Source organism: Methylomonas sp. LW13 (genome assembly GCF_016865255.1).
Taxonomy (GTDB): domain Bacteria; phylum Pseudomonadota; class Gammaproteobacteria; order Methylococcales; family Methylomonadaceae; genus Methylomonas.
Window position 1 is genome coordinate 4,603,446 of the sequence record NZ_CP033381.1, and the last position, 22,284, is coordinate 4,625,729.

The 22,284-nt window shown below is 53.8% G+C and carries 21 protein-coding genes and 1 other RNA gene; 8 read left to right on the top strand and 14 right to left on the bottom strand.

Features of this window, described 5'->3' with window-relative positions:
- Nucleotides 1–7: 7 nt before the first annotated feature.
- The 4 genes from JL719_RS20910 to orn form a co-directional block, all read right to left on the bottom strand.
- Complete coding sequence (locus JL719_RS20910) at nt 8–397, bottom strand: group I truncated hemoglobin (RefSeq protein WP_033157809.1); 390 nt, start codon at nt 395–397, stop codon at nt 8–10.
- Nucleotides 398–554: 157 nt separating this feature from the next.
- The gene (gene serS, locus JL719_RS20915) at nt 555–1,826 is read right to left on the bottom strand and encodes a serine--tRNA ligase (RefSeq protein ID WP_033157808.1); all 1,272 of its coding nucleotides are present in this window, start codon (nt 1,824–1,826) and stop codon (nt 555–557) included.
- A gap of 42 nt (nt 1,827–1,868) precedes the next feature.
- A complete protein-coding gene (gene crcB / locus JL719_RS20920) occupies nt 1,869–2,576 on the bottom strand; it encodes a fluoride efflux transporter CrcB (protein ID WP_033157807.1) in 708 nt (235 codons plus the stop codon).
- Nucleotides 2,576–3,121, bottom strand: a complete 546-nt coding sequence (gene orn / locus JL719_RS20925; protein ID WP_033157874.1) for an oligoribonuclease — start codon at nt 3,119–3,121, stop codon at nt 2,576–2,578. Before orn ends, crcB begins: the two co-directional genes overlap by 1 nt.
- A gap of 89 nt (nt 3,122–3,210) precedes the next feature.
- Between orn and JL719_RS20930 the strand changes: the two genes are divergently transcribed.
- The 7 genes from JL719_RS20930 (at nt 3,211) to JL719_RS20960 (ending at nt 10,831) form a co-directional block, all read left to right on the top strand.
- Nucleotides 3,211–4,461 carry a M48 family metallopeptidase gene (locus JL719_RS20930; protein WP_033157806.1) on the top strand — a complete coding sequence of 417 codons (1,251 nt, stop codon included), beginning with the start codon at nt 3,211–3,213 and terminating at the stop codon, nt 4,459–4,461.
- Nucleotides 4,461–5,372, top strand: coding sequence for a ribosome small subunit-dependent GTPase A (rsgA, locus tag JL719_RS20935; RefSeq protein ID WP_033157805.1), 912 nt, complete (start codon nt 4,461–4,463; stop codon nt 5,370–5,372). Before JL719_RS20930 ends, rsgA begins: the two co-directional genes overlap by 1 nt.
- Nucleotides 5,373–5,494: 122 nt before the next feature.
- Complete coding sequence (locus tag JL719_RS20940) at nt 5,495–7,522, top strand: alpha-ketoacid dehydrogenase subunit alpha/beta (RefSeq protein ID WP_051670175.1); 2,028 nt, start codon at nt 5,495–5,497, stop codon at nt 7,520–7,522.
- A gap of 9 nt (nt 7,523–7,531) precedes the next feature.
- On the top strand, nt 7,532–8,635 hold the full coding sequence (locus JL719_RS20945) for a 2-oxo acid dehydrogenase subunit E2 (protein WP_033157804.1): 1,104 nt from the start codon (nt 7,532–7,534) through the stop codon (nt 8,633–8,635).
- A gap of 30 nt (nt 8,636–8,665) precedes the next feature.
- On the top strand, nt 8,666–8,932 hold the full coding sequence (locus JL719_RS20950) for a hypothetical protein (protein ID WP_033157803.1): 267 nt from the start codon (nt 8,666–8,668) through the stop codon (nt 8,930–8,932).
- 52 nt (nt 8,933–8,984) lie between these two features.
- Complete coding sequence (locus JL719_RS20955) at nt 8,985–9,842, top strand: hypothetical protein (protein ID WP_033157802.1); 858 nt, start codon at nt 8,985–8,987, stop codon at nt 9,840–9,842.
- On the top strand, nt 9,839–10,831 hold the full coding sequence (locus JL719_RS20960; RefSeq protein WP_051670173.1) for a polysaccharide deacetylase family protein: 993 nt from the start codon (nt 9,839–9,841) through the stop codon (nt 10,829–10,831). Before JL719_RS20955 ends, JL719_RS20960 begins: the two co-directional genes overlap by 4 nt.
- A 67-nt stretch (nt 10,832–10,898) precedes the next feature.
- On the opposite strand, the gene JL719_RS20965 is transcribed toward JL719_RS20960, so the two are convergent.
- From JL719_RS20965 to rluC, 8 genes are all read right to left on the bottom strand, one after another.
- Entirely contained in the window at nt 10,899–11,237 is a 339-nt protein-coding gene (locus JL719_RS20965; RefSeq protein ID WP_033157801.1) for a histidine triad nucleotide-binding protein, read from the bottom strand.
- A gap of 8 nt (nt 11,238–11,245) precedes the next feature.
- Complete coding sequence (gene recR / locus JL719_RS20970) at nt 11,246–11,842, bottom strand: recombination mediator RecR (RefSeq protein ID WP_033157800.1); 597 nt, start codon at nt 11,840–11,842, stop codon at nt 11,246–11,248.
- A 2-nt stretch (nt 11,843–11,844) separates the two neighbouring features.
- Nucleotides 11,845–12,168 carry a YbaB/EbfC family nucleoid-associated protein gene (locus JL719_RS20975; RefSeq protein ID WP_026147014.1) on the bottom strand — a complete coding sequence of 108 codons (324 nt, stop codon included), beginning with the start codon at nt 12,166–12,168 and terminating at the stop codon, nt 11,845–11,847.
- 16 nt (nt 12,169–12,184) lie between these two features.
- Nucleotides 12,185–13,783: a DNA polymerase III subunit gamma/tau gene (dnaX, locus tag JL719_RS20980; protein WP_033157799.1), complete on the bottom strand. Its 1,599-nt coding sequence runs from the start codon at nt 13,781–13,783 to the stop codon at nt 12,185–12,187.
- A gap of 33 nt (nt 13,784–13,816) precedes the next feature.
- Nucleotides 13,817–13,913: signal recognition particle sRNA small type (gene ffs, locus JL719_RS20985), an RNA gene on the bottom strand.
- A 117-nt stretch (nt 13,914–14,030) separates the two neighbouring features.
- Nucleotides 14,031–15,014: a signal peptide peptidase SppA gene (gene sppA / locus JL719_RS20990; RefSeq protein ID WP_033157798.1), complete on the bottom strand. Its 984-nt coding sequence runs from the start codon at nt 15,012–15,014 to the stop codon at nt 14,031–14,033.
- Nucleotides 15,015–15,021: 7 nt separating this feature from the next.
- A complete protein-coding gene (locus tag JL719_RS20995; RefSeq protein ID WP_033157797.1) occupies nt 15,022–15,669 on the bottom strand; it encodes an HAD-IIIA family hydrolase in 648 nt (215 codons plus the stop codon).
- Nucleotides 15,653–16,612: a 23S rRNA pseudouridine(955/2504/2580) synthase RluC gene (gene rluC, locus JL719_RS21000; protein WP_033157796.1), complete on the bottom strand. Its 960-nt coding sequence runs from the start codon at nt 16,610–16,612 to the stop codon at nt 15,653–15,655. The genes JL719_RS20995 and rluC overlap by 17 nt, the downstream gene beginning before the upstream one ends.
- A gap of 418 nt (nt 16,613–17,030) precedes the next feature.
- On the opposite strand from rluC, the gene JL719_RS21005 reads away from it, so the two are divergent.
- The gene (locus JL719_RS21005) at nt 17,031–19,265 is read left to right on the top strand and encodes an Rne/Rng family ribonuclease (protein ID WP_033157795.1); all 2,235 of its coding nucleotides are present in this window, start codon (nt 17,031–17,033) and stop codon (nt 19,263–19,265) included.
- A gap of 65 nt (nt 19,266–19,330) precedes the next feature.
- Here JL719_RS21005 and JL719_RS21010 read toward each other — a convergent pair whose 3' ends face one another.
- Together JL719_RS21010 and JL719_RS21015 are read right to left on the bottom strand one after the other, a co-directional pair.
- A complete protein-coding gene (locus JL719_RS21010) occupies nt 19,331–20,215 on the bottom strand; it encodes a carbon-nitrogen hydrolase (RefSeq protein ID WP_033157794.1) in 885 nt (294 codons plus the stop codon).
- Nucleotides 20,216–20,230: 15 nt separating this feature from the next.
- Nucleotides 20,231–21,262 carry an agmatine deiminase family protein gene (locus JL719_RS21015; RefSeq protein ID WP_033157793.1) on the bottom strand — a complete coding sequence of 344 codons (1,032 nt, stop codon included), beginning with the start codon at nt 21,260–21,262 and terminating at the stop codon, nt 20,231–20,233.
- Nucleotides 21,263–22,284 lie beyond the last annotated feature (1,022 nt).

Sequence of the window (22,284 nt, forward strand, 5' to 3'; positions counted from 1 at the left end):
ACCCATTCTATTTACCCAGCACTTCGCCTCTAACGCTTTCCACCAGTGCCGCGGCTTCCGCGATGAGTTCGGCAGGCACATTCAGCTCTTGCATAGTCGCGCCTAGATGCTCCATGACCGCGTCGAAATGGGAGTCGTTCAAACCCATTTTTACCAAGCGAGCGTGGCCGTCGCGCAAGGAACGTCCGGTGTAGTTGTTGGGACCGCCGAAAGCCACCGTCATAAAGGTTTTTAAATGCTCGGCTTGTTTAGCCATGTCGGTTCTTTCAAAAAAGCGGTTGATCCGAAAATCCCCCATCACTTTGCCGTAAAACACATCTACTGCGGCATTCACCGCCGCTTCGCCGCCGATGCGTTCATACAAAGTTGGTCCTTGCACTTCATTTGCTTCACTCATAATACCCCCTCGTTATAGTTTTTAATTTACGAGGCGTCTGTTAAATCGGCAAACTATTGATTTTTGACTGATTTAACGGCCTCGGCGGCGATAATACCCGATGATAGTTTCGTATCCAAACTATTTCACTGCCGCCAAAGACCTGACTGATTGTAAGTTATTGAATCTTTTCGATACCGCCCAAATAAGGCCGTAAAGCCTCCGGCACGGTGATGGAGCCGTCTTCGTTTTGATAATTTTCCATCACCGCTATTAAGGTGCGGCCGGCTGCCAAACCGGAACCGTTCAAGGTATGCACCAACTCCGGCTTGCCGGTTTCCGGATTGCGCCAGCGCGCTTGCAGACGCCGCGCCTGGAAATCCTTGAAGTTGCTGCAAGACGAAATCTCGCGGTATTTCTGCTGGCCCGGCAACCAGACTTCCAAATCGTAAGTTTTGGACGATGAAAAGCCAGTGTCGCCCGCGCACAGCAACACTTTGCGATACGGCAAATTCAACTTTTGCAAAATAGCTTCGGCGTGCGCAGTGAGTTCTTCATGAGCCTGCGCGGAGGTTTCCGGGGTGACGATTTGCACCAGCTCGACTTTTTCGAATTGATGCTGGCGTATCATGCCGCGCACGTCGCTGCCGTAGGCACCGGCTTCACTGCGAAAACACGGCGAATGGCAAACAAATTTCAGCGGCATTTGTTTGGCTTCGACGATCACATCGCGGACGATATTGGTGACCGGCACTTCGGCGGTCGGGATCAGGTAAAACGTCGGATCGTTTTTGACCGTGAACAGATCGGCTTCAAACTTGGGCAATTGGCCGGTACCGCGCAGGCTATCGGCATTGGCCAGGAACGGCACGTAGGTTTCCTGATAGCCGTGCTCGTTGATATGCGTATTCAACATCAACTGAATGATAGCGCGCTGCAAGGTCGCAAGCTTGCCGGCCAATACCACGAAACGGGCACTGGCGATTTTCGCGCCCAGCTCGAAATTCATGCCCAGCGGCTCACCCAAGTCGACGTGGTCTTTTGGAGTAAATGTAAATTGGCGCGGCTCGCCCCAGCGGCTCACTTCCTGGTTATCCGCATCGCTTTTACCGGCAGGTACTGCTTCATCGAGAATATTGGGGATGCCTTCCAATAGCACGCTCAATTGGTTTTGAATGTTGTTTAACTCGGATTCCGCTGCTTTCAGTTGATCGCCCAAATCCGCCACCTGATCCAGCAAGGGTTGCACATCTTCGCCCTTGGCTTTGGCTTGGCCGATGGCTTTGGAGCGGGTATTACGTTCGTTTTGCAACTCCTGGGTTTTGACCTGAACCTCTTTGCGCCGGTCCTCCAGAGCTTGATAAGCGGCGGCATCGAATTGAAAGCCGCGTCTTTGCAGCTGTTGCATAACCAGTTCCAGGTCGCTTCTAAATAAACGGGGGTCTAGCATGATGTTAAAGATCCTGAATTGAAAAAAGAGATAAAACGACGGCTATACCTGCTTGCCCAGCCACAAGCCGGTCCACAGTGCGGCGGCGCAAAACACGATGTTGCTTAGAAAAACGGTCAGCATCGCACCCATGTGCGATTCGAAGGAATGACCACTTTCCAGCAGGTAGAGAATCAAATATAAGCCGGACAGCGTGATGAATAAACCAATCAGAACGGTCACTAAAATGGCCCGGTATTCTATTGAAATGGACAGTTTGTGCATCAACACCGTGGCGACGATGCCGATCAAAAACGCGCCGATGCCATTAACCAGCGTCAATGCATAGGGAAACGGCCAGTCGAACACACGAATTGTGCCCTGCGAATAGAAAAACAAGCCTTTGCCTAGCGCCAAACCGGCCCATACCGCTAACAGGCAACCGAACACGCTGGCTACAATATTCAGACCGGCCTTGCTGAGTTGTCCCTGTTCCAGCAAATAAAAGGTTTCCAGAGAAAAGCTGGAAAAAGTGGTAAATCCACCCATCACGCCGACCAGAATCGCGGTGCGGTATTCCAAGGCAATCGTCAGACGTTGCAGAATCAACGCTTCGGTCATCAGCCCGATCAAAAATGAGCCGAGCAAATTGACCGTCAAGGTACCGTAAGGAAAGCCCCGGCCCAGCCACAGATATACGCCGCTGGAGGCCAGATAGCGCAACATGGAGCCTATGGCGCCGCCAAGAGCGACCGCGAACAATTGCAACATCAGAATTTAAAGAACGTTTCCCGGTAGTACCGTAATTCTTCGATGGACTCGATGATGTCGTCCAGCGCTTTGTGCGAGGCTTGTTTGTTAAAGCCATCCTTTAACTGCGGCGCCCAGCGCGCGGCTAGTTCCTTAACGGTGGAGACGTCCAGGTTGCGGTAATGGAAATAGGCTTCCAATTTGGGCATGTAGCGATAGAGAAAGCGCCTGTCCTGACAAATGCTGTTTCCACAGATCGGTGACGTTCTGGCCGGCACCCATTCTTGCAAAAACGCGATGGTTAGCGCTTCCGCTTCGGCCGCGTCGATTTTTGATTCCTTCACCCGCTGAATCAATCCGGACTGCCCATGGTGCTTCTGGTTCCAGTCGTCCATTGCCGCCAGCGCCGCGTCAGACTGATGCACCGCCATCACCGGCCCTTCGGCCAGGATTTGCAGATTTTTGTCGGTCACTACCGTGGCGATTTCGATGATCAGATCGTTATCAGGATCTAAGCCTGTCATTTCCAGATCGATCCAGATAAGATTGTCGGCATCTTGAGCCATTTTCATTCCATGGTATTAATAATGTTGCGGCAAATTGTAGCATTAGCTAATCTGTACCGCTAATTGTTAACCCCACCTACATAGGCTTGATGAACACGTTTACCGGCATTTTTTTAGCGGCTTTAGTCCTTTCCTACGGCATCCAATTTTGGCTGGCAATGCGCCAGAAATCCTACGTTTTACAGCATCGCGAGCAGGTGCCGACCGCCTTTCAAGACCGAGTGTCACTCAGCGCGCACCAAAAGGCTGCCGATTACACCATAGAGAAAAGCAAACTGGGCGACATCGACAGCGTGGTCGGCATGGTATTTCTGCTGGCGCTGACCTTGGGTGGCGGCATCAGCCTGGTGTTCGATTTCTGGTCAACCTTCGATTTGTCGCCACTGATGGCCAGCTTGTTGTCAATGGCCAGCATTTTTCTGCTGATGACTGTAATTGAAATCCCGTTTAGCCTTTACCAAACCTTTGTCATTGAGGAAAAATACGGCTTCAACAAAAGCAAACTGCCGCAGTTCGTGAAAGACCAACTAATGTCCATGGGCTTGACGCTGGCGATAGGTTTGCCGATTCTGGCTCTGATTCTATGGGTCATGGACAGTATCGGTAGCCTATGGTGGTTATATGCTTGGGCGATCATCATGAGTTTCTCTCTGTTGATGAGCTGGCTGTTTCCGACCTTGATCGCACCGCTGTTCAACAAATTCGAGCCGATGCAGGAAGGCTCTTTGAAGCAACGTATTCAAGGCCTATTGGAACGCTGCGGCTTCAGCAGCAACGGCATTTTCATTATGGACGGTTCACGCCGTTCCGGCCATGGCAACGCTTATTTCACCGGCCTGGGCAATAACAAGCGCATCGTGTTCTTCGATACGCTGGTCAATTCGCTGGACGAGGAAGAATTGGAAGCGGTTTTGGCACACGAGTTGGGCCATTTCAAATGCAAGCACACCATCAAGATGCTGGTGGCTTCGTCGGTGATGACCTTGATCAGCTTTGCGGTGCTAGGCTGGTTGATTACCCAGGACTGGTTTTTCGACGGTTTGGGGGTCACTACCCATTCCAACGCTGCCGCATTATTGCTATTTATGCTGGTATCGCCGGTCTTCACCACGTTTATGCAACCGATCAGCGCCTATTTTCAACGTAAATTCGAGTTCGAAGCCGACGACTTTGCGACCCGAAATGCCCAAGGCAGCAAAATGATCAGCGGTTTGGTGAAACTTTACGAAGAAAACGCCAGCACGCTGACCCCCGACCCCTTGTACTCCGCATTTCATTACAGCCATCCGCCCGCCGCGATCCGCATAGCGCATATCGAACAAAAGATGCAGTCCGCCTGATGGCAGACTTGCACCAAGGCTTGGTCGTCGCCCATCTCGGCAAGGGGATTGCTGTCGAGGTGAGCGACGATGCCGGTGTAACCGTCGAGCAGCTCGTGCTTTGCCAAACACTACGTAAACTGGACACTGTGGTGGTCGGCGACAGGGTGATGCTATCGATGTCCTCACCCGAGCAAGGCCGCATCGAGCAAATAATGCCCAGGCGCTCGGTGTTGCAACGCCCGAGCCGCGGCAACGACACCCGGCCGGTAGCGGCCAATCTGGATACCATTTTCATCGTCTTAGCCGCCGAACCGGAATGCGATTTTCTGCTGCTGGATCAATATCTGGCGATTTGCGAAAACTGCAATATCGATGCGGCGCTAGTACTCAATAAAATCGACTTGCCGCTATCACCCGCCGTCGAGGCAGAACTGGCTTATTATCAAAACTTGGGCTATAGCCTACATAGAGTCAGCGCCAAACAAGCGGTTGGTATTCAGGGTTTACAACAGGTTTTGGCACAGCAGACCAGCATGTTCGCCGGCCAATCCGGGGTTGGAAAATCGTCTTTGACGAATGCACTATTGCCGGACCGGAACCTAAGAACCAACACTGTATCGGAAATCACCCGCCACGGCCGCCATACCACCACGGCCGCGACGCTTTACCATTTACCGGGCGGCGGCGATTTAATCGACAGCCCCGGCGTGGCCATATTTGGCTTGGCCGGTTTGTCGGAAGGGCAACTGGCTTGGGGTTATAGAGAATTTCAGCCGCAGATCGGCAAATGTCGCTTCAACGACTGCCGGCATGTCAATGACAAGGATTGTGCGGTGCGGCTGGCGGTAGAAGCGGGCCAAATTGCCGCAGAGCGCTACCAGCGCTTCTTAAAACTTAGAGAAAAGATGCCGCCGGGCAATCGCAACTAGTCCCTTCCAACACATGATTCTGCATTCCGGACCAGCTCAATCCCATCTTGCGTGCTACAGTAGGTTCGCGTAAATTATATTCTTTCGACTAAAGCACTAGCCAAGACCGCCGGAACCAATACATGGATACACACACAGTAGCTCGCCTTCCGGACGATAAAACTTGGCAAGTGCCGGGCTTCACGCGCGACCAGCACGGCAAGCCGCAAATCGAGCTCGACCCGGCAAGTCTTTATGCATATGGCCACCTGATACGCCTGACCGAAGAATTGGTGCTGGATCAATTTTCCCGCGGCCTCGTTTCAGGCACCACCCACACCTGCATCGGCCAGGAGCTCACCGCATTATCGGTGGTGCGCGCCTTGGACCATCCCGATGACGCCGTGCTTTCCAATCATCGCAATCACGGCCATTTCCTGTCGTATTCCGGAGACTTTGTCGGACTGGTTGGCGAAATTATGGGCCGGGAGGCCGGCGCTTGCGGCGGTTGGGGCGGCAGTCAACACCTGGTCCATCGTAATTTTCACAGTAACGGTGTGCAGGGCGGCATGCTGGGCATCGGCGCCGGCTTAGCGTTAGCGCGCAAGCTGCAGGACAGTTCCGGAATCGTGGCGGCCATCATTGGCGACGGCACGCTTGGCCAGGGCCTGGTCTACGAGGCAATGAATCTGGCGTCGGTCTGGAACGCACCGTTGCTGGTCGTGGTCGAGAACAATGGCATTTCTCAAACTACCGTCAGTCGCGACAACCTGGGCGGCGATATCGAAGCCCGCGGCGCGGCATTCGGACTACCCACTTGGCGCCTTGCCGACAATGACCCCGAGTTCTGCAGCAAAGTGGCGGACGTAGTCAGCGCAGTCCGCGCGAGTCGCGGCCCCGGCTTCCTAGTGATCGACACCCGGCGGATGGGCCCTCACAGCAAAGGCGACGACCTCCGCGATCCAAACGAACTTGAAGAAATTCGCGCCCGCGACCCGTTGTCGGCGTTGGCCAGGCAGTTGCCAGCCGATACGCTGGCAATCATCGAGACCCGCAATCGCGAATTTGTAGAAACGGTACGCCAAACCGCCAATGCCTCGCCGGAAGCCACGCTCGCCGAGACACCAACACATATCTTCACAGCTCAACCAGAACACCCAGTGCCCAGTTATCCGCCCATCGCGGCGGGCAGCAACGTACGGCAGGTGTTGAACACTGCCTTGCAATTCCTGCTCAAGTCCGATCAGCGCACACTGTTAATCGGCGAAGACCTGCACGACCCCTACGGCGGCGCCTTCAAAGTCACACAAGGTCTGTCCAGCGAATTTCCCGGTCGCGTCATCTCCACACCGATCAGCGAGGCAGGCATCACCGGCTCGTCTATCGGCTTGTCGCTTGATGGCTACTTGCCCATCGTGGAAATCATGTTCGCCGACTTCCTGTCGCTATGCCTGGATCAACTGCTCAACCATGCCGTAAAGTTTCCCGGCATGTTCGCAGACACCTCGGTGCCTATCGTCATCCGCACGCCTTGCGGCGGCCGGCGCGGTTACGGCCCCACACACAGCCAAAGCCCGGAACACCTGTTTACCTCGGTGCCGGGTCTGACCGTGGTTTACGGCAGCCACAGACACAATGTCGCCGAACTCCTGATCGACGCGGTACTGCGCTGGCACTATCCGGTGCTGTTTCTTGAACACAAACTGCTGTACGGCGAAAAGATGGATCAGGCGGATTATGTCGCGCTGGCGGCAACGGATGATGTCGCTACCCACCTGTTCCCTACATTACGTCGCGGTGCGAACGAACCTGATGTAACCTTAGTAAGCTACGGTGGCATGCTGACGATGACGGAAGCCGTGGCAAACAGGCTGGAAAACGAAGAAGAGCTGGAAGTTGAAATCGTCTCGCCGTCGCTGCTTTCGCCACTGCCGCGCGAATCGTTGATCAAGCATCTGGCAACGCGGGAGTGCGTGGTCGTGATCGAGGAATCTCACCACGACTTTGGCGTCAGCGCCGAAATCGCCGCCGCTTTGCTCGAATCCGGATTCAAAGGCCAGTTTCTGCGCATCGGTACGCCGCCCGTACCCATCGCCTCCGCCCGCAGTCTGGAGCGCAGCATTATTCCCGACGAACAATCGATTATCGACCAAATTCTCGACCTTTTTTAAAGGACAGCCATGCCCAGTTTCCAAACCGTCCCCTGCGTGAACATCAACGACGAGTTCGTGGACGTCGTCAGCATCGACGTCAAGCAAGGCGAGTTCGTCAATAGCGGTGACGTAGTCGCCACCGTCGAAACCGACAAATCCATGATAGACGTGGTCGCGGAACAGGACGGCTACGTGCTGAGGGTCGACTGCGAACCGGGACAAAAAATTCGCGTCGGTGCAGTGATGTTCTGGCTGGGTGAGACGCGCGACGAAGCGATCCCGGAAGAAACCAAGGACACTTCGTCAACAGCAAGCGCCGTGCGCCAACCCACGGCAAAAGCCAGAGCCATGCTAAAGGAACTGGACATCGACCCGTCCCGCGTCCCCGTCAGCGGCGAACGTCTGTCGGTAGCCGACATCGAGACTTGGTTGAGCAAGGGCGGTAAGCCCGGTAAAGCCGCCGCGACTACTCAAACGGTAAACCGCCGGGAAGATACACCTGCGGTTGCAGGAGACTTGCAGGAATTGTCGCCGGAATCGGCAGGCATGCTGCATACAGTTGCCTGGCATCGAGATTTTGCGGCCTCGGCCTATCTGGAAGTCGAATACGACCCCAAACCCTGGGAAGAACGCGCCGCCGCCTATGCGGCGGAACATAAGCTGATGCTCTCGCCCTTGCTGCCATTGATGGCCTTTCGTTTGGCGGAATTGGGCCGCGAACGCCCTATAATAAACTCCACGATAGTCAACGGTCAGCGCTTTCAATACACACCCGTCAATATCGGCTTTACCGTGCAGGCTGGCGCGATGCTTTACCTAACCGTGGTGCGCGACACGCAAGACATGGACGCAGCACAATTCATCAGCGCCCTCGGCGAGGTACAACGCCACGCCATGGCACACAAGCTGCCGCCGCAGGAAGCCACCGGCGCTACCCTATCGTTTTCGAGCATGGCACGTTGGAATGTCAGCCGCCACACCCCTATTCTACCGCCGCAAACAGCGCTGATTATTGCTCACGCCGCGCCGAAAAATTCCGATAAGGCCGTACTGGGTGCCACTTACGATCACCGCGTTCTCACGGGTTTCGACGTCGCACAGGTGTTGCTGGCGTTATCCCGTCCGGCATAACCACTCACATAAACCAGAGGCCACCGATAGATGAACCTAAATCCCGACGAGATTAAAGCCGCGATACGCGCCAAGGTAATAGAACTAGCCAAAGCGCTGGACATGGACGCCTCAGGCGTTACTGACGACGACATCCTGCCGGCCACCGGTGTGCTGGATTCCGGCGCCATTCTGGAACTTGTGGTCTGGTTTGAGGCCAGCTACGACTTTCGGATCAAACAGGAAGACATGAACATCGACAATCTCGGCTCGATTAATGCGATGACCGACTTTCTGCTGTCCAGCAAACAAGCGTAAGCCAAACAATCTACCGCAGCCTATTTGATGCAACCGCGCTGAAGGAATAATCATGGCCATGCCGACGCTGGAACCGATTCAAGACGGCGACCTGCTCGCTTTCTGCCAATTTCTCACGGAACACCTGAGCTCTGAGCGCAGTGCCGAGCAATGGGCGCAAGCTTTCCAGCAGAACTGGGGCGTAACCAAGCCCAACAACGGTTTTCTGATCCGCGACGAAGGCAAAATTGTCGCTGGCATCGGCGCGATTTATGCGGAGCGAATTATTCACGGTAAACCGGAACAATTCTGCAACATCACCAGCTGGTGCGTGCTGGAGGCCTTCCGCTCGCAAAGCATGCGGCTGGCGATGGCGGTGGTCTCCCAGCCCGGCTATCATTTCACAGATCTAACGCCGACCGAAGTGGTATCGAAGACGCTACAGTTCCTGAAGTTCAAGCCCATGAACGAACGCCACGCACTGTGGCCCAATCTTCCCTGGCCATTTGCCAGCCTTGGCGGCGTACGTGTAATTACCGATCACGATGCTATTGAACAGGCGCTTGCGCCCGCCGATGCCAAGGTATTCCATGACCACCGCCACCTGCCCTGGCTTAGACACTTGGCAGTTGGAAAACCAGGCGCGTATTGTCTCGTGACCTGGAAACCGAACAGATTAAAAGGCGTCCCCGGCGCGCTGGTGTTGGGATTCAGCGATCCCGAGCTGTTTTTGATTTACCGCAATAGCATCGGCTCACACCTGTTACAGAAAGGTTGTTTTTACACCCGAGTCGAGTCGCGCCTGCTGCCCCGGCTACCACTGCTCTGCCACGAACTGGCCGGCTACCGCAACAAAGTCTTTCGCAGCGACACCCTGGCTGAAGCCGACATCAGCAACTTTTATTCCGAGATCGTGGGGCTAAACCAGTGAGCGAACGAAAACTGATTCGTGTAGACAGCGAAACCCGCCCCATCTTGTCGGTAGTCATCCATACCGAGGAGGAGTTCGATTGGAACAAGCCGCACGACAGGCAGGCCACCGGCGTTAAGCATATGCGCCACATCGACCGGGCACAGAAGGTTTTCGATAGTTTTGGGATTGTGCCGAACTATGTGGTCGACTATCCGATTGCTTCGCAAGAAGAAGCTTTCGGTCCGCTGAAAGCCTACGCAGATTCGGGACGAGCACTGATTGGAGCGCATTTGCATCCCTGGGTGTCGCCACCGCACGATGAAGAACTGAACGCCCGCAACTCCTATCCCGGCAATTTGCCGCGCGCGCTGGAATATGAAAAACTCAGGATACTCACCGAGCAAATCAAAAGCTCGTTCGGCACCTCGCCGTTAACCTATCTCGCGGGCCGTTACGGCTTCGGTCCCAATACCGGCGAGATTCTCGAAGAACTGGGCTACGAGGTCGACATCAGCGTGGCCGCGTCTATTGATTACAGCGCCGACGGCGGCCCGGACTACTCCAGCTATACCAGTGACCCGTTTTGGTTTGGCAATCAGCGCCGCCTGCTTAGCTTGCCCGGCTCGGGCGGTTACGTGGGAACATTGCGGGCGGGTGGCACGCCTCTTTACCGGCAGCTGATGCATCCCTGGCTGCGCAAAGCCAAGATTTCGGGAGCAGTCGCCAGGCTGCGACTCCTAGAACGCATTAGGCTTTCCCCTGAAGATTACAGCGAGCCGGAGATGCGCCGCTTAACCAAATCCTTACTGGCCGACGGTGTGCGAATCTTTGTGTTCAGCTTTCATTCGCCGTCGGTGATGCCGGGCGGCACACCTTACGTGAACAGCGATGCGGACCTTGAACGGTTTCTGGAAAAATGCCGGCGCTACTTCGACTTTTTTATGCGGGAATTGGGTGGCGCGACCATGACCCCGCTGGAGATCAAGGACTGGCTGGAACGACATTGATGGAGCAGTTGCCCAAGCATAAAAAAGCCGCGAATTTCGCGGCTTTTTTATGCTTTTTATATCCGCGTTAACCCGGCGGCCAATGCATTTGCCTGCCGGCCAGTAGATGCATATGTAAGTGGTGCACAGTCTGTCCGCCGTCATCGTTACAGTTGAACACAGTTCGGTAACCGCTTTCCGCATAGCCTAGCTGACCGGCAATTTTAGCAGCAGTCTGTAACATCAATCCGCCCAGCAAGGCATCGTCCAGATCATTTAAATTAGCGACGTGGCGCTTAGGGATGATTAACACATGCATGGGCGCTTGCGGGTGTATATCCCTGAACGCCAGTAGTTGCTCGTCTTCGTAAACCACATCCGGCTTGATTTCACCGCTGCCCATCTTGCAAAACAAACAATCACTCATATGTCCTCCTAAAATTCGCGGCGGCCGTTAAAGGCGTGCGCCAAGGTGCCGCTGTCGATAAATTCCAGCTCGCCGCCCATCGGCACGCCGTGCGCGATGCGCGTGGCGCGGATATTGAGTTTGCCGGCGACTTCGCCGATGAAATGCGCGGTAGCCTGCCCTTCGACGGTAGAATTGGTCGCCAGGATGATTTCCTTGATCTGGCCGCTCGCCATGCGTTGCTCGAGCAACTCAAAGCCAAGCTGATCGGGACCGATACCGTCCAACGGCGACAAGCGGCCATGCAATACAAAGTATTTGCCCTTGAAGGTAGTGGCTTGATCGATCACCCAAACGTCGGCAGGACTTTCGACCACGCAGATCGTCTCCGCATCGCGCAGCGGATTAGCGCAAACTTCGCACAACTCGGCTTCGGTCAAAGTCCGGCATTCGCGGCAATGGCCGATTTCGTTGACGGCTTTTGCGAGCATTTTGCTTAATTGCATGCCGCCGTCACGGTTGCGCTGCAATAGATGGAAAGCCATGCGTTGCGCCGATTTAGGGCCCACGCCGGGCAGGCAGCACAGGCTTTGGATCAACTCTTTCAGCAGACCTTGGTTTTGCATGCTTAGAATGGCATTTGGAAACCGGGTGGGATCGGGATGCCGGCAGTAACATCGGCCATTTTTTCTTTTTTCATTTTACCGACTTTATGCACCGCGTCGTTGATCGCCGCCGCCACCAAGTCTTCCAACATATCCTTGTCGTCACCCACCAAAGACGGGTCGATACTGACCTTGCGGACCTCGCGTTTGCCGGTCATCACTATCGTCACCAAGCCTCCGCCGGACTCGCCTTGCACTTCCATCGCGCCCAATTCTTCCTGGGCTTTTTTAAGGTTGTCTTGCATTTTTTGGGCTTGTTGCATGATGCCCGCTAGCGCATTTTTCATCATTGTCTCTCCAATATTAATTCAGTGGCTCGATACTGCCAGGCATGATTCTAGCGCCAAACGTGTCTTTCAAAGCCTGCACATTTTCATCGCTATTAATGCTATCGACTGCCGCTTGCTGCCGATCTTCGCGCGCTTTTTGCATTTCCAGCGCCGGTGTCATTTGCTGCTCTACTTGCTTGCTTATCAACAGTTTTAAGGGTTTACCGTAATAATTTTGCAATGCTACCCTTAGGTTGTCCTCGGCTTTAGTCCCGACTTGCTGGAAGCTCGGATCGAGCAGCAAGCGGCAACTGCTGTCGTCGATCCCGTCCAACACGCAGTTATTCGCCAGTTCGCGGGTACGCCCGCTGATATTCAACGCGGCTATAATCTCGGTCCAATTGCTCGGTTTGACGACTTGTGAGACTGATAACGGACGCGGCTCTTCGATGGATTTGGCGCTGCTCTCCACAACCGCAACCGGCGCCGGCGTACTGGCAACCGACTTAACGACCGGCGATTTGGCCGGCTCAAGCGTTTGGGCTTCCGCAGTTTGCGGCCGGAAAGTCAGCATCCGCAGCATGACCATTTCAAAACCGCTACGCGGATCGGGCGCCAGCGGCAAATCGCGTTGGCCAAGCAAGCCAATCTGATAATACAGTTGCACGTCTTCGGGCAATAAAGTCTTGGCTAGAGTGTCCAATAATTGCTTATCAAATTCCTGATCGACGAAATCCGGCATTTGCTGTAACAGCGCGACCCGATGCAACACCCGCAACATCTGCTGCAGAATATCGGCAAAATCCGGCGTCAACTCCGCGACATCGGCGATTTCTGCCAGCAAAGCCCGCGCATCGCCTGCCGCCAAGGCCTGCAACATATCGTCGATAGGCTGCTGAGCCACGGTGCCGAGCATGCCGATCACCGCATCCGTCGTGACGCTGCCGCTACCGTACACGATGGCCTGATCCAGCAAGCTCAAGCCATCGCGCAAGCTGCCGTCAGCGGCTCTGCCCAACATTTTTAGCGCAGCAGGCTCGAAGGCAATTTGTTCCTGGCCCAAGATGAACTGCATTTGCGCGTCGATTTGCTCCGGCAGCAATCGTTTTAGATTAAATTGCAAACAGCGCGACAATACCGTGACCGGAATTTTATGCGGATCGGTGGTAGCCAGCAGAAATTTGACGTGCGGCGGCGGCTCTTCCAGGGTCTTTAACAAGGCGTTAAAGCTATGCCCGGACAGCATATGCACTTCGTCGATTAAGTAGACTTTGTAGCGGCCTTGATTGGGTGCGTACTGGGCATTGTCGAGGAGATCGCGGGTATCTTCGACTTTCGTGCGGGAGGCGGCATCGACTTCGATCAAGTCCATGAACCGGCCTTGCTCGAAATCTCGGCAAACCCGGCATTCGCCGCAAGGGTTGAAATCTTTTAGACTTTCGCAGTTGATGGCTTTGGCGAGAATCCGCGCCACCGTGGTTTTGCCGACGCCGCGGGTGCCGGTGAACAGATAGGCATGATGCAATCTATCATGTTGCAAGGCGTGCATTAGCGATTGGCTGACGTGCTCCTGACCGACAAGCTGCTTGAAGTTGCTGGGACGCCATTTTCTGGCAAGAACCTGATAAGCCATTAGCAACGCGGAAAGGCAAGAGTTGGGCGGCTACTGCGCCAGCCACATCCCGGCACACGAGTCCGCTGCTACCGTTGCTTCCTTCCGGACCTGGCGGGGTTTACAGCGTATCGTTGCGAGAGGACCGACACAGTAACCATAAAACATCAGCAAGACGCTGAAGAGTGGCGCATTATCCATAAAAGCTGATCGATAAGCAACTGTCTTGCCAAAAATTAAGTAAATAACTTGGATAATGCCCGCCGGACTACTGCATCGCCGGCACAGGCAAACGGCTGGCGATAGCATGACCGAACGAAGCGCCGAACTTGCCGGCCAAGCGGTCGATCAGGCGTTCTTGCGGCGTAAAGTTTACTTTCTCTTCGGTGCCGAACTGGTCGCGGGCCACGCTATCAACGCTACCGAAATCATCCGCCAATCCCAGCCTGACGCCTTCGGTGCCGGTCCAAATCAGCCCGGAGAACATCTCGGGCGCTTCGGTTTCCTTCAAACGCTTGCCGCGTCCTTCCCGCACCGCACCGATGAATTGTTGGTGTACTTGGTCCAGCAATGACTGCATATGCTTGCTTTCTTGCTGATTGACCGGCGAGAACGGATCGAGCATGGCTTTGTGTGCGCCGGCGGTTAACAAACGCCGCTCCACGCCCAGTTTGTCCAATACATTAGTAAAGCCAAAGCCGTTCATGATGACGCCAATAGAGCCGATGATGCTGGCCTGATTGACGAATATTTTGTCGGTAGCCGAGGCCACATAATAACCGCCGGATGCGCACATATCGCCCACTACCGAATAAATCGGTAATTGCGGATGCTTGGCTTTCAAGCGCCTGATTTCATCGTAAATGTACGCAGATTGCACCGGACTGCCGCCGGGTGAGTTGATATTGAGGATGATACCCTTGACATTTTTATCCTTGGCCGCATCACGTAAGCCCTCGATCACCACATCCGCACTGGCGGCCTCACCTTCGACAATCTGCCCCAATACATCGATGATAGCCACGTGCTCGGAGGTGCCGGACTCGATATCCTCCTTGAATTTCGGATAAATCGCTATACCCAGCACAACGGCCAAATAAGCAAACGTCAGCAACTTGAAAAATATTCCCCAACGGCGCGCCGCTTTCTGTTCGTCGATTGCGGCAAACGCCAATTTCTCCAGCACCGACTTTTCCCAACCGGGGCTGTTTTCAGCAATATCTTCGGGAAGATCTTGTTTATTCTCCACCATTTTTCTCCTATATGATTCCGATTAAATCGGTGGGATAGTTCACACACAACAAGGGATTGTATTTTTGCAAGGTTGCCGCGGAATGCGCCCCGCAAGTGACACCGATTGACGCGACTTGGGCATTTAGAGCCATTTGCAAATCATGCACCGAATCGCCGACCATCAAGGTGCGCTGTTTATCCACACCCAGTTCAGCCATGATTTCATCCAGCATCAGCGGATTGGGCTTGGAAGCCGTTTGGTCCGCACAGCGCGTAGTACAAAACAAATCCGCTGCACCGGTCGCATTCATTGCTGCATGCAAACCCGCGTTTTTCTTGCCGGTCGCCACAGCCAGACGATACCCTTGGTCACGAAACTGCTTCAACATTTCATGCACACCGGGAAACAAGTCGTCAGGGCCGATTTGTTTGCTAAAAAAAGTTTTCGTGTAATCGGCAGCGATCTTTTGCCGGATCTCGGACTCTTCATTCGGAAACAGTTGCTTCATCGCATTTTCGATGCTCAAGCCGACGATGTCTCTGACCGCCTGCGCTTCCGGCACTGCACATTCACAACTCATCGCCGCTTGTTGGATGCAATGCACGATCCAGTCCACCGAATCCATTAAAGTACCGTCCCAATCAAAAATGATTAAATCAAAGCGGTTTTTCATGATTCAGCAATTCTTGTAAATCCTCGGGCAATGGCGCGGTAAAGTGCAGCAAGTCGCCACTGACCGGATGCGCAAACTGCAGTTGCTCGGCGTGTAAAAACAAACGCTTGTATCCGCGCTTTTTAAAGGCTTTATTCGTATCGTCATCGCCATACCGATCATCAGCCACAATCGGATGCCCCAGCCAAGCAGCATGTACCCTAATCTGATGGGTACGGCCTGTTTTAGGCGCGGCATGTACCAAGGTGACATCCTGAAACTGCTTCAGCCGCGTGAACAAGGTTTCGGCGGATTTGCCTGCCTGGCTGACCACTACCATCCGCTCGCCGCCCTGGGCGACGTTTTTCAATAAGGGCACCTCGACTAATTGTTTCTTGCGTTGGAACTGCCCAACCAATAAAGCCAAATAGGTCTTCTGGATACCATCGCCGCGAAAAAGTTCATGCAATAGCTTCAATACTGAACGCTTCTTGGCAATCAACAAGCAACCGGAGGTTTCCTTGTCCAGCCTATGCACCAATTCCAAAAACTTCTGTTGCGGCCGAATCTGTCTTAGTCCTTCGATCACGCCGGAACTGACGCCGCTGCCGCCATGCACGGCAAAGCCGGCCGGCTTGTTCAACACGATAAAGCCCTCGTCTTCGTAAAGAATGTGGTTTTCCAGGCTGAACTTCAAGGTGGGTTGGACGATGATTTCGTCTTTTTTTTCCGCAACTCTGACCGGCGGGATTCGCACAATATCACCCAACTGCAACTTGTAACTGACGTCGATCCGGCCTTTATTGACCCGCACTTCGCCCTTTCTGACCATGCGATAGATGCGGGTTTTGGGAACGCCTTTGAGATAAGTGATCAGAAAATTATCGAGCCTTTGTTCGCTGTTTGCCTCGGTAATCTCCAGCCATTGGACTTGCGGATTGGTCTGATTTTCTGCGGTATTCATGCGGCAAATAATAACAACATATCCGCCAGCCATGTTTAAAATTGCTGCTGTCAATAAACATTGCTATATTAGGCTAGTTTATCTTTGGATAGACTTTAGCTATAAAAATTTAAAGACCGGGGTTTCAGCGTTGTGTCTTCGCGCTGACCTAAAAGAATTTTTTCGGGTTTTATCGCTCAACCCATGATGAGCGAGCTGCATCCTTAGAATAGAGTTCGGTATAACAGACCTCCCACTTTTCAAGCGCCACCCTCGGCAATGCCGATAACCCGCTGCGACAATTACTACAACTAATTGCAGTTTTCCGTCAGTCTGGCCGCTCACTTAAGTACATATGGGGAAACACGCCGCCTTTATCCGCGACAACCAAACCTGTTTAAGCTCTAAGTAGGATACAAATTACAATAAGGATAATTTAATGAAAAGAATGCTTATCAACGCCACGCAGCCCGAAGAGCTGCGAGTGGCATTGGTAGATGGTCAGAAACTCTATGATTTCGACATCGAAGTTCCTTCAAAAGAACAAAAAAAATCCAACATTTATAAAGGTATCATCACTCGGGTAGAACCCAGCCTAGAAGCCGCCTTCGTTAATTACGGCGCCGAGAAACACGGTTTTCTACCGTTCAAGGAAATCGCCCCCGAGTACCGGACCGGCGACAGCGAAGAGGGTAAATCCTCCAAATCCAATATTCGCGAAGGCCAGGAAATCGTCGTTCAGATTGAAAAAGAAGAACGCGGCAACAAAGGCGCGGCGCTAACGACTTACATCAGTTTGGCCGGCACCTATTTGGTACTGATGCCGAATAACCCCAAAGCGGGCGGCATTTCCCGCCGTATCGAAGGCGATAACCGCAGCGAATTGCGCGAAACCATGGCCGCGCTGGAAATTCCGGACAGCATGGGCTTGATCATCCGCACCGCCGGCTCCGACAAAAACGTCGAAGAACTGCAATGGGACTTGAACTACCTGCTGCAACTGTGGGAAGCCATCGACCGCTCCAGCACCGAGCAAACCGCGCCCTTCCTGATATTCCAGGAAAGCAACGTGATCATCCGCGCCCTGCGCGATCACTTGCGCGGCGACATCGACGAAATTCTGATCGACCAGGAAGGCGCTTTCAAACTGGTGCATAACTTCTTGAAGCAGGTGATGCCGCACAATCTGCACAAGGCCAAACTGTATCAGGACAGCGTACCGCTGTTCAGCCGCTACCAGATTGAAACCCAAATCGAGATGGCTTATCGCCGTGAGGTGTCCTTACCATCCGGCGGATCGATTGTTATCGACCACACCGAAGCTTTGACCTCGGTGGACATCAACTCGGCGCGCGCCACCAAAGGCAGCGACATCGAAGAGACTGCATTAAACACCAATCTGGAAGCCGCCGACGAAATCGCCCGCCAATTGCGCTTGCGCGACTTGGGCGGCTTGTTCGTCATCGACTTCATCGACATGATGTCTAACAAAAACCAGCGCGAAGTGGAAAACCGTCTGCGCGATGCCTTGAAAATCGACCGCGCCCGCATCCAGACCGGCCGCATCTCGCGCTTCGGCTTGATGGAGATGTCCAGACAGCGCTTGCGCCCCTCGCTGGGCGACTCCACACAACTAACCTGCCCGCGCTGCAAAGGCCAAGGCACCATCCGTAACGTGGAATCGGTCACGCTGGCGGTATTGCGTTTGATCGAGGAAGAAGCGATGAAAAAAGGCACCGAGCGTGTCATCGCGCATCTGCCTATCGATTGCGCCACCTTCCTGCTCAACGAAAAACGCGCGGCGATTCAGGAAATCGAAACCAGACTGCAAGTCGGCATTATCGTTCTGCCGAGCAAACACCTGGAAACCCCGTCTTACGATATCGAACGCATCAAATCCGCAGGCGAAAGCAGCGAAGAAAAAGCCAGCCATTTGCATATCAAGGAAGAAGACATCACGGTACCGGAATTTGCCAAGCAGGCCGGCCCTAAAGCCGAAAAAGCCGCGATTAAGGAGTTTTTACCGGACTCCCCGGCCCCCGTACAAAACAAAAAGACCTCTGCCGGTCTGATTCAACGTTTCTGGCAGCGTCTAATCGGGAATAGCAAAGCCGCCGAAAACGGCGAAGCCTCTGAAAAAAGCAACGAAGACAAACCCAGATCCGGCAGAAACAATCGCCGGGACCGTGGTGATCGCGGCGACAGAGGAGAGAGAGGCGAGCGCTCAGCATCAGGCCGTAACAACAACCGCCGTAACAACAATCGCCGTCCGCCCAACAACCCGGCAAATACCGAAGCTACGGGCAGCGCTCCAGTCGAGCCAAAGCAAGCCGTGGTGATTGACCAGGAAAATACCGACGACGCGACTACAACCGCAAAAAGAGAAAACGGCAACGGTGGCCAAGAACGCAGCCGCCGCAGCCGCAGCCGCAGACGGGGCCCGCGCAACGGCGGCGAGAGACGCCCCGAGCAAAGCGCCGCTGGCGAAGCGGGCGAAAATAGCTCAACAGGCAATCAAGGCGGCGAACGTCCAGCCCCAGCTCCAAGCTATTCCGAAAGCGGCGAAGCCAGTAGCCAACCGCGCTCTTATGACAGAGAGTTCGCCGAGCGCAGCAACAATCGCCACAGCGAAACACCTCAAGAACCTGTCAGCCGCAGCGCCAGCGAAGACTGATAAAAAAGCCGGACAACAGTTCTAGCTGTTGTCCGGCTTTCTCAAATCGCTGACATCATCAGCGTTTAATCGATAAACCGCCTCTTCAAATCCGCATACTCATCTATCCGCCGATCACGCAAAAACGGCCAGATGCGTCTGACATCCTCGCTGCGCTGCGCATCAAGCTCGGCGAATAACAACACATCTTGGCTTTCGTCGGCACTGGTTAAAATCTCACCTTGCGGGCCGGCGATAAAGCTATTTCCCCAAAACTGAATGCCCGGCGCTTGATCCGGCGCCGCTTCAAAACCGATACGATTGCAGGAAATCACCGGAATGCCGTTCGCCACCGCATGCGCACGTTGCACGGTAATCCAGGCATCGCATTGGCGTTGTTTCTCGGCCGCGTCGTCCTCGGGATTCCAACCTATAGCGGTGGGATAAATCAACAAATCAGCCCCGGCCAGCGCCATGAGCCGCGCCGCTTCCGGATACCATTGGTCCCAGCAGATCAACACCCCCAGCTTGCCTATCGTGGTTTTTATAGGCGTAAAACCCAGGTCGCCCGGCGTGAAATAAAACTTCTCGTAAAACCCCGGATCGTCGGGAATATGCATTTTCCGAAAGGTGCCGGCGATGCTGCCGTCCTTATCGAACACCACCGCTGTATTGTGGTACAAACCCGACGCACGCTTCTCGAAAATGGTCGAAACGATCACCACCTTATTGGCCTTCGCCACTTCGGCCAGCGTGTCGCAAGTTGGACCGGGAATCGGCTGCGCCAAATCAAAACACCCGGTGTCTTCGCTTTGGCAAAAATAATGGTCCAGATGCAGCTCCGGCAGGACCACTAAGTCGGCATTTTGTTGGGCGGCTGTTTCGATTTGACTAATCGAATAAGCCAGATTGGTTTCCCGGCCGCGATTGCAGGGCTGTTGCACGGCGCAGGCGATAATCGATTTTTTCATGAGTCGGACAGATGCTTAGAAATTCAATTTAACGAACGCCGGCACCTGCATGCTGGCGCAATGCAAACTACCGTATTGATGCACCAGCGACCGGCATGGCGTGGCGATGATTTCGTGATTGGGGAAGCAGCCTATCAAGCGCTCCAGCGCCACCGCATCCATCGCGTCGTCGTAAACCGGCACCAATACCGCGCCGTTGATAATCAGGAAATTCGAGTAATTGGCCGGTAATTGCTGGCTTTGTTCATCGAAAATCGGTTTTGGTAATGGCAGCGCCACCAACCGATAGGCATCGCCACCTTCTGTCTTAAAGGTTTTGAGTTGCGCTTCCATATTTTTCAGACTCTCGAAATGCGGGTCTGCGCTGTCGTCGCAACTGGTATAAGCGATAGTGTTGGCATCGCAAAACCGCGCCAGCGTATCGATGTGCGCATCGGTGTCGTCGCCGGCCAGATTGCTTTGCTCGACCCACAAAATCCGCTTCGCGCCCAAATAATTTTGCAGTTGACCGGCTATCGCCGCTTCCGACAAATCCGGATTACGGTTGGGGTTGAGCAAACAATTTTTGGTCGTCATCAAGGTGCCTTGCCCGTCCGACTCCACGCTGCCGCCTTCCAAGACCAAGTCCAAGGTCGCGGTGGGATGGCCTTTAAAAATCGGATGCGCAAACAAGGCCAAATTCAAGGCGTCGTCGGCCGCATGCGGATATTTCTTACCCCAGCCATTGAATCGAAAGTTAAGCAACTGCACGCTGGCTTTGGGGTGCTGCCACTCCATCGTCAAAAACACCGTATCCCGCAGCCAAATATCGTTGTAATCGGCCTGCACCATATGAATTTTTTCGTTGTGGCCCAGTTGCGTCTGAATATGCTGCTGATGCTCGCCATCCTTGCAAATAATCACCAGCGGCTGAAACCGGCTGATGGTAGTGGCGACAAAATGATAGGTGTCTTCGACGGCGGACAGATTGGTAAAGTCGCCGCTGTGGTGCGGCCAAGCGATGATAACGGCTGATTGTGTTTCCCATTCTGCTGGAAAGCGAATCATGAAGTACTCCCTGGATAATGTGGCTTTGAGAAATAATGCCTTATTGTATCAATGCTGACCGGTTAGGCCTATTCCACGGAATTTTAAATGTAATCGGTGCATGTTTGGATACGGAGGCAAGGTTCCAGAGGTTTGCCGCTAACACCGAAAAACAGTTGGGATGCGATTCGAGAAGCAGGAAGGGAGAAATAACCGGAGTTGGATGATGAGCCCGCCGGCGGGGGATTCCACAGCCTAAACTGTAGCCTCCAACCCGCCAGCCTACCGCCGATGCCGTTGACGAGGTCAGACTCGAGGTCTGTAGTCAGTCAGAAATCCCGAAATTTACCGTGAGGCCGCACTAACCAAGACATCTGCCATCATTTCAGCCAATTATGAACAAAATACGAAACCACGATTGCTCGAGGGATTCGACGCCACTATGCACCAATTTGAATCTTTCCGTACCCGCTCTTTACGTGGTAATTGCCTCTAACGTTCAATCCTCAGACAGGACACGCGTTGCCGCTCATTTGTTCCACTCGTCATCGACCGCTTGCGCGGTGTTAACACCGCAGTAGTGCTCTGTGTTTCATTCTGGCCTTACGGCCGATTTTTTCAAGCGGGAATATTGATTTTGCGGGCGGTTATTGGGGCAGTTTCAACAACTAAGGCATCAAGCTGGACTCGAATCCAGGATTTTTACTGGACTGCCGCCTGCGCGGGAGCCCAGATAACTTAGACTTACTAGCTATGACGGATGCGAATATTTGGAGGTTTTGTGATTACTATTCCTTTTTAAATCCATCCCTTCATCGCAGCTAAAACCGCCACCGGCCCAGATCTAAATCAGGCCGCCAGTACCGATAAGATTGCAGCCGTATTGAATAATGGCATTTGGAACTGGTGAACTGTAGCCATCGCCCCCAAGGCGACATTCGAAGCTTTGCACTCAATGTCGGGAGGGATTCAATTAGCTGACATTCAACGTAAAGCTAAGCCGACTGCTGGAGTGAAGCGGAAGCGGGTCGGCTTGAGCGCAA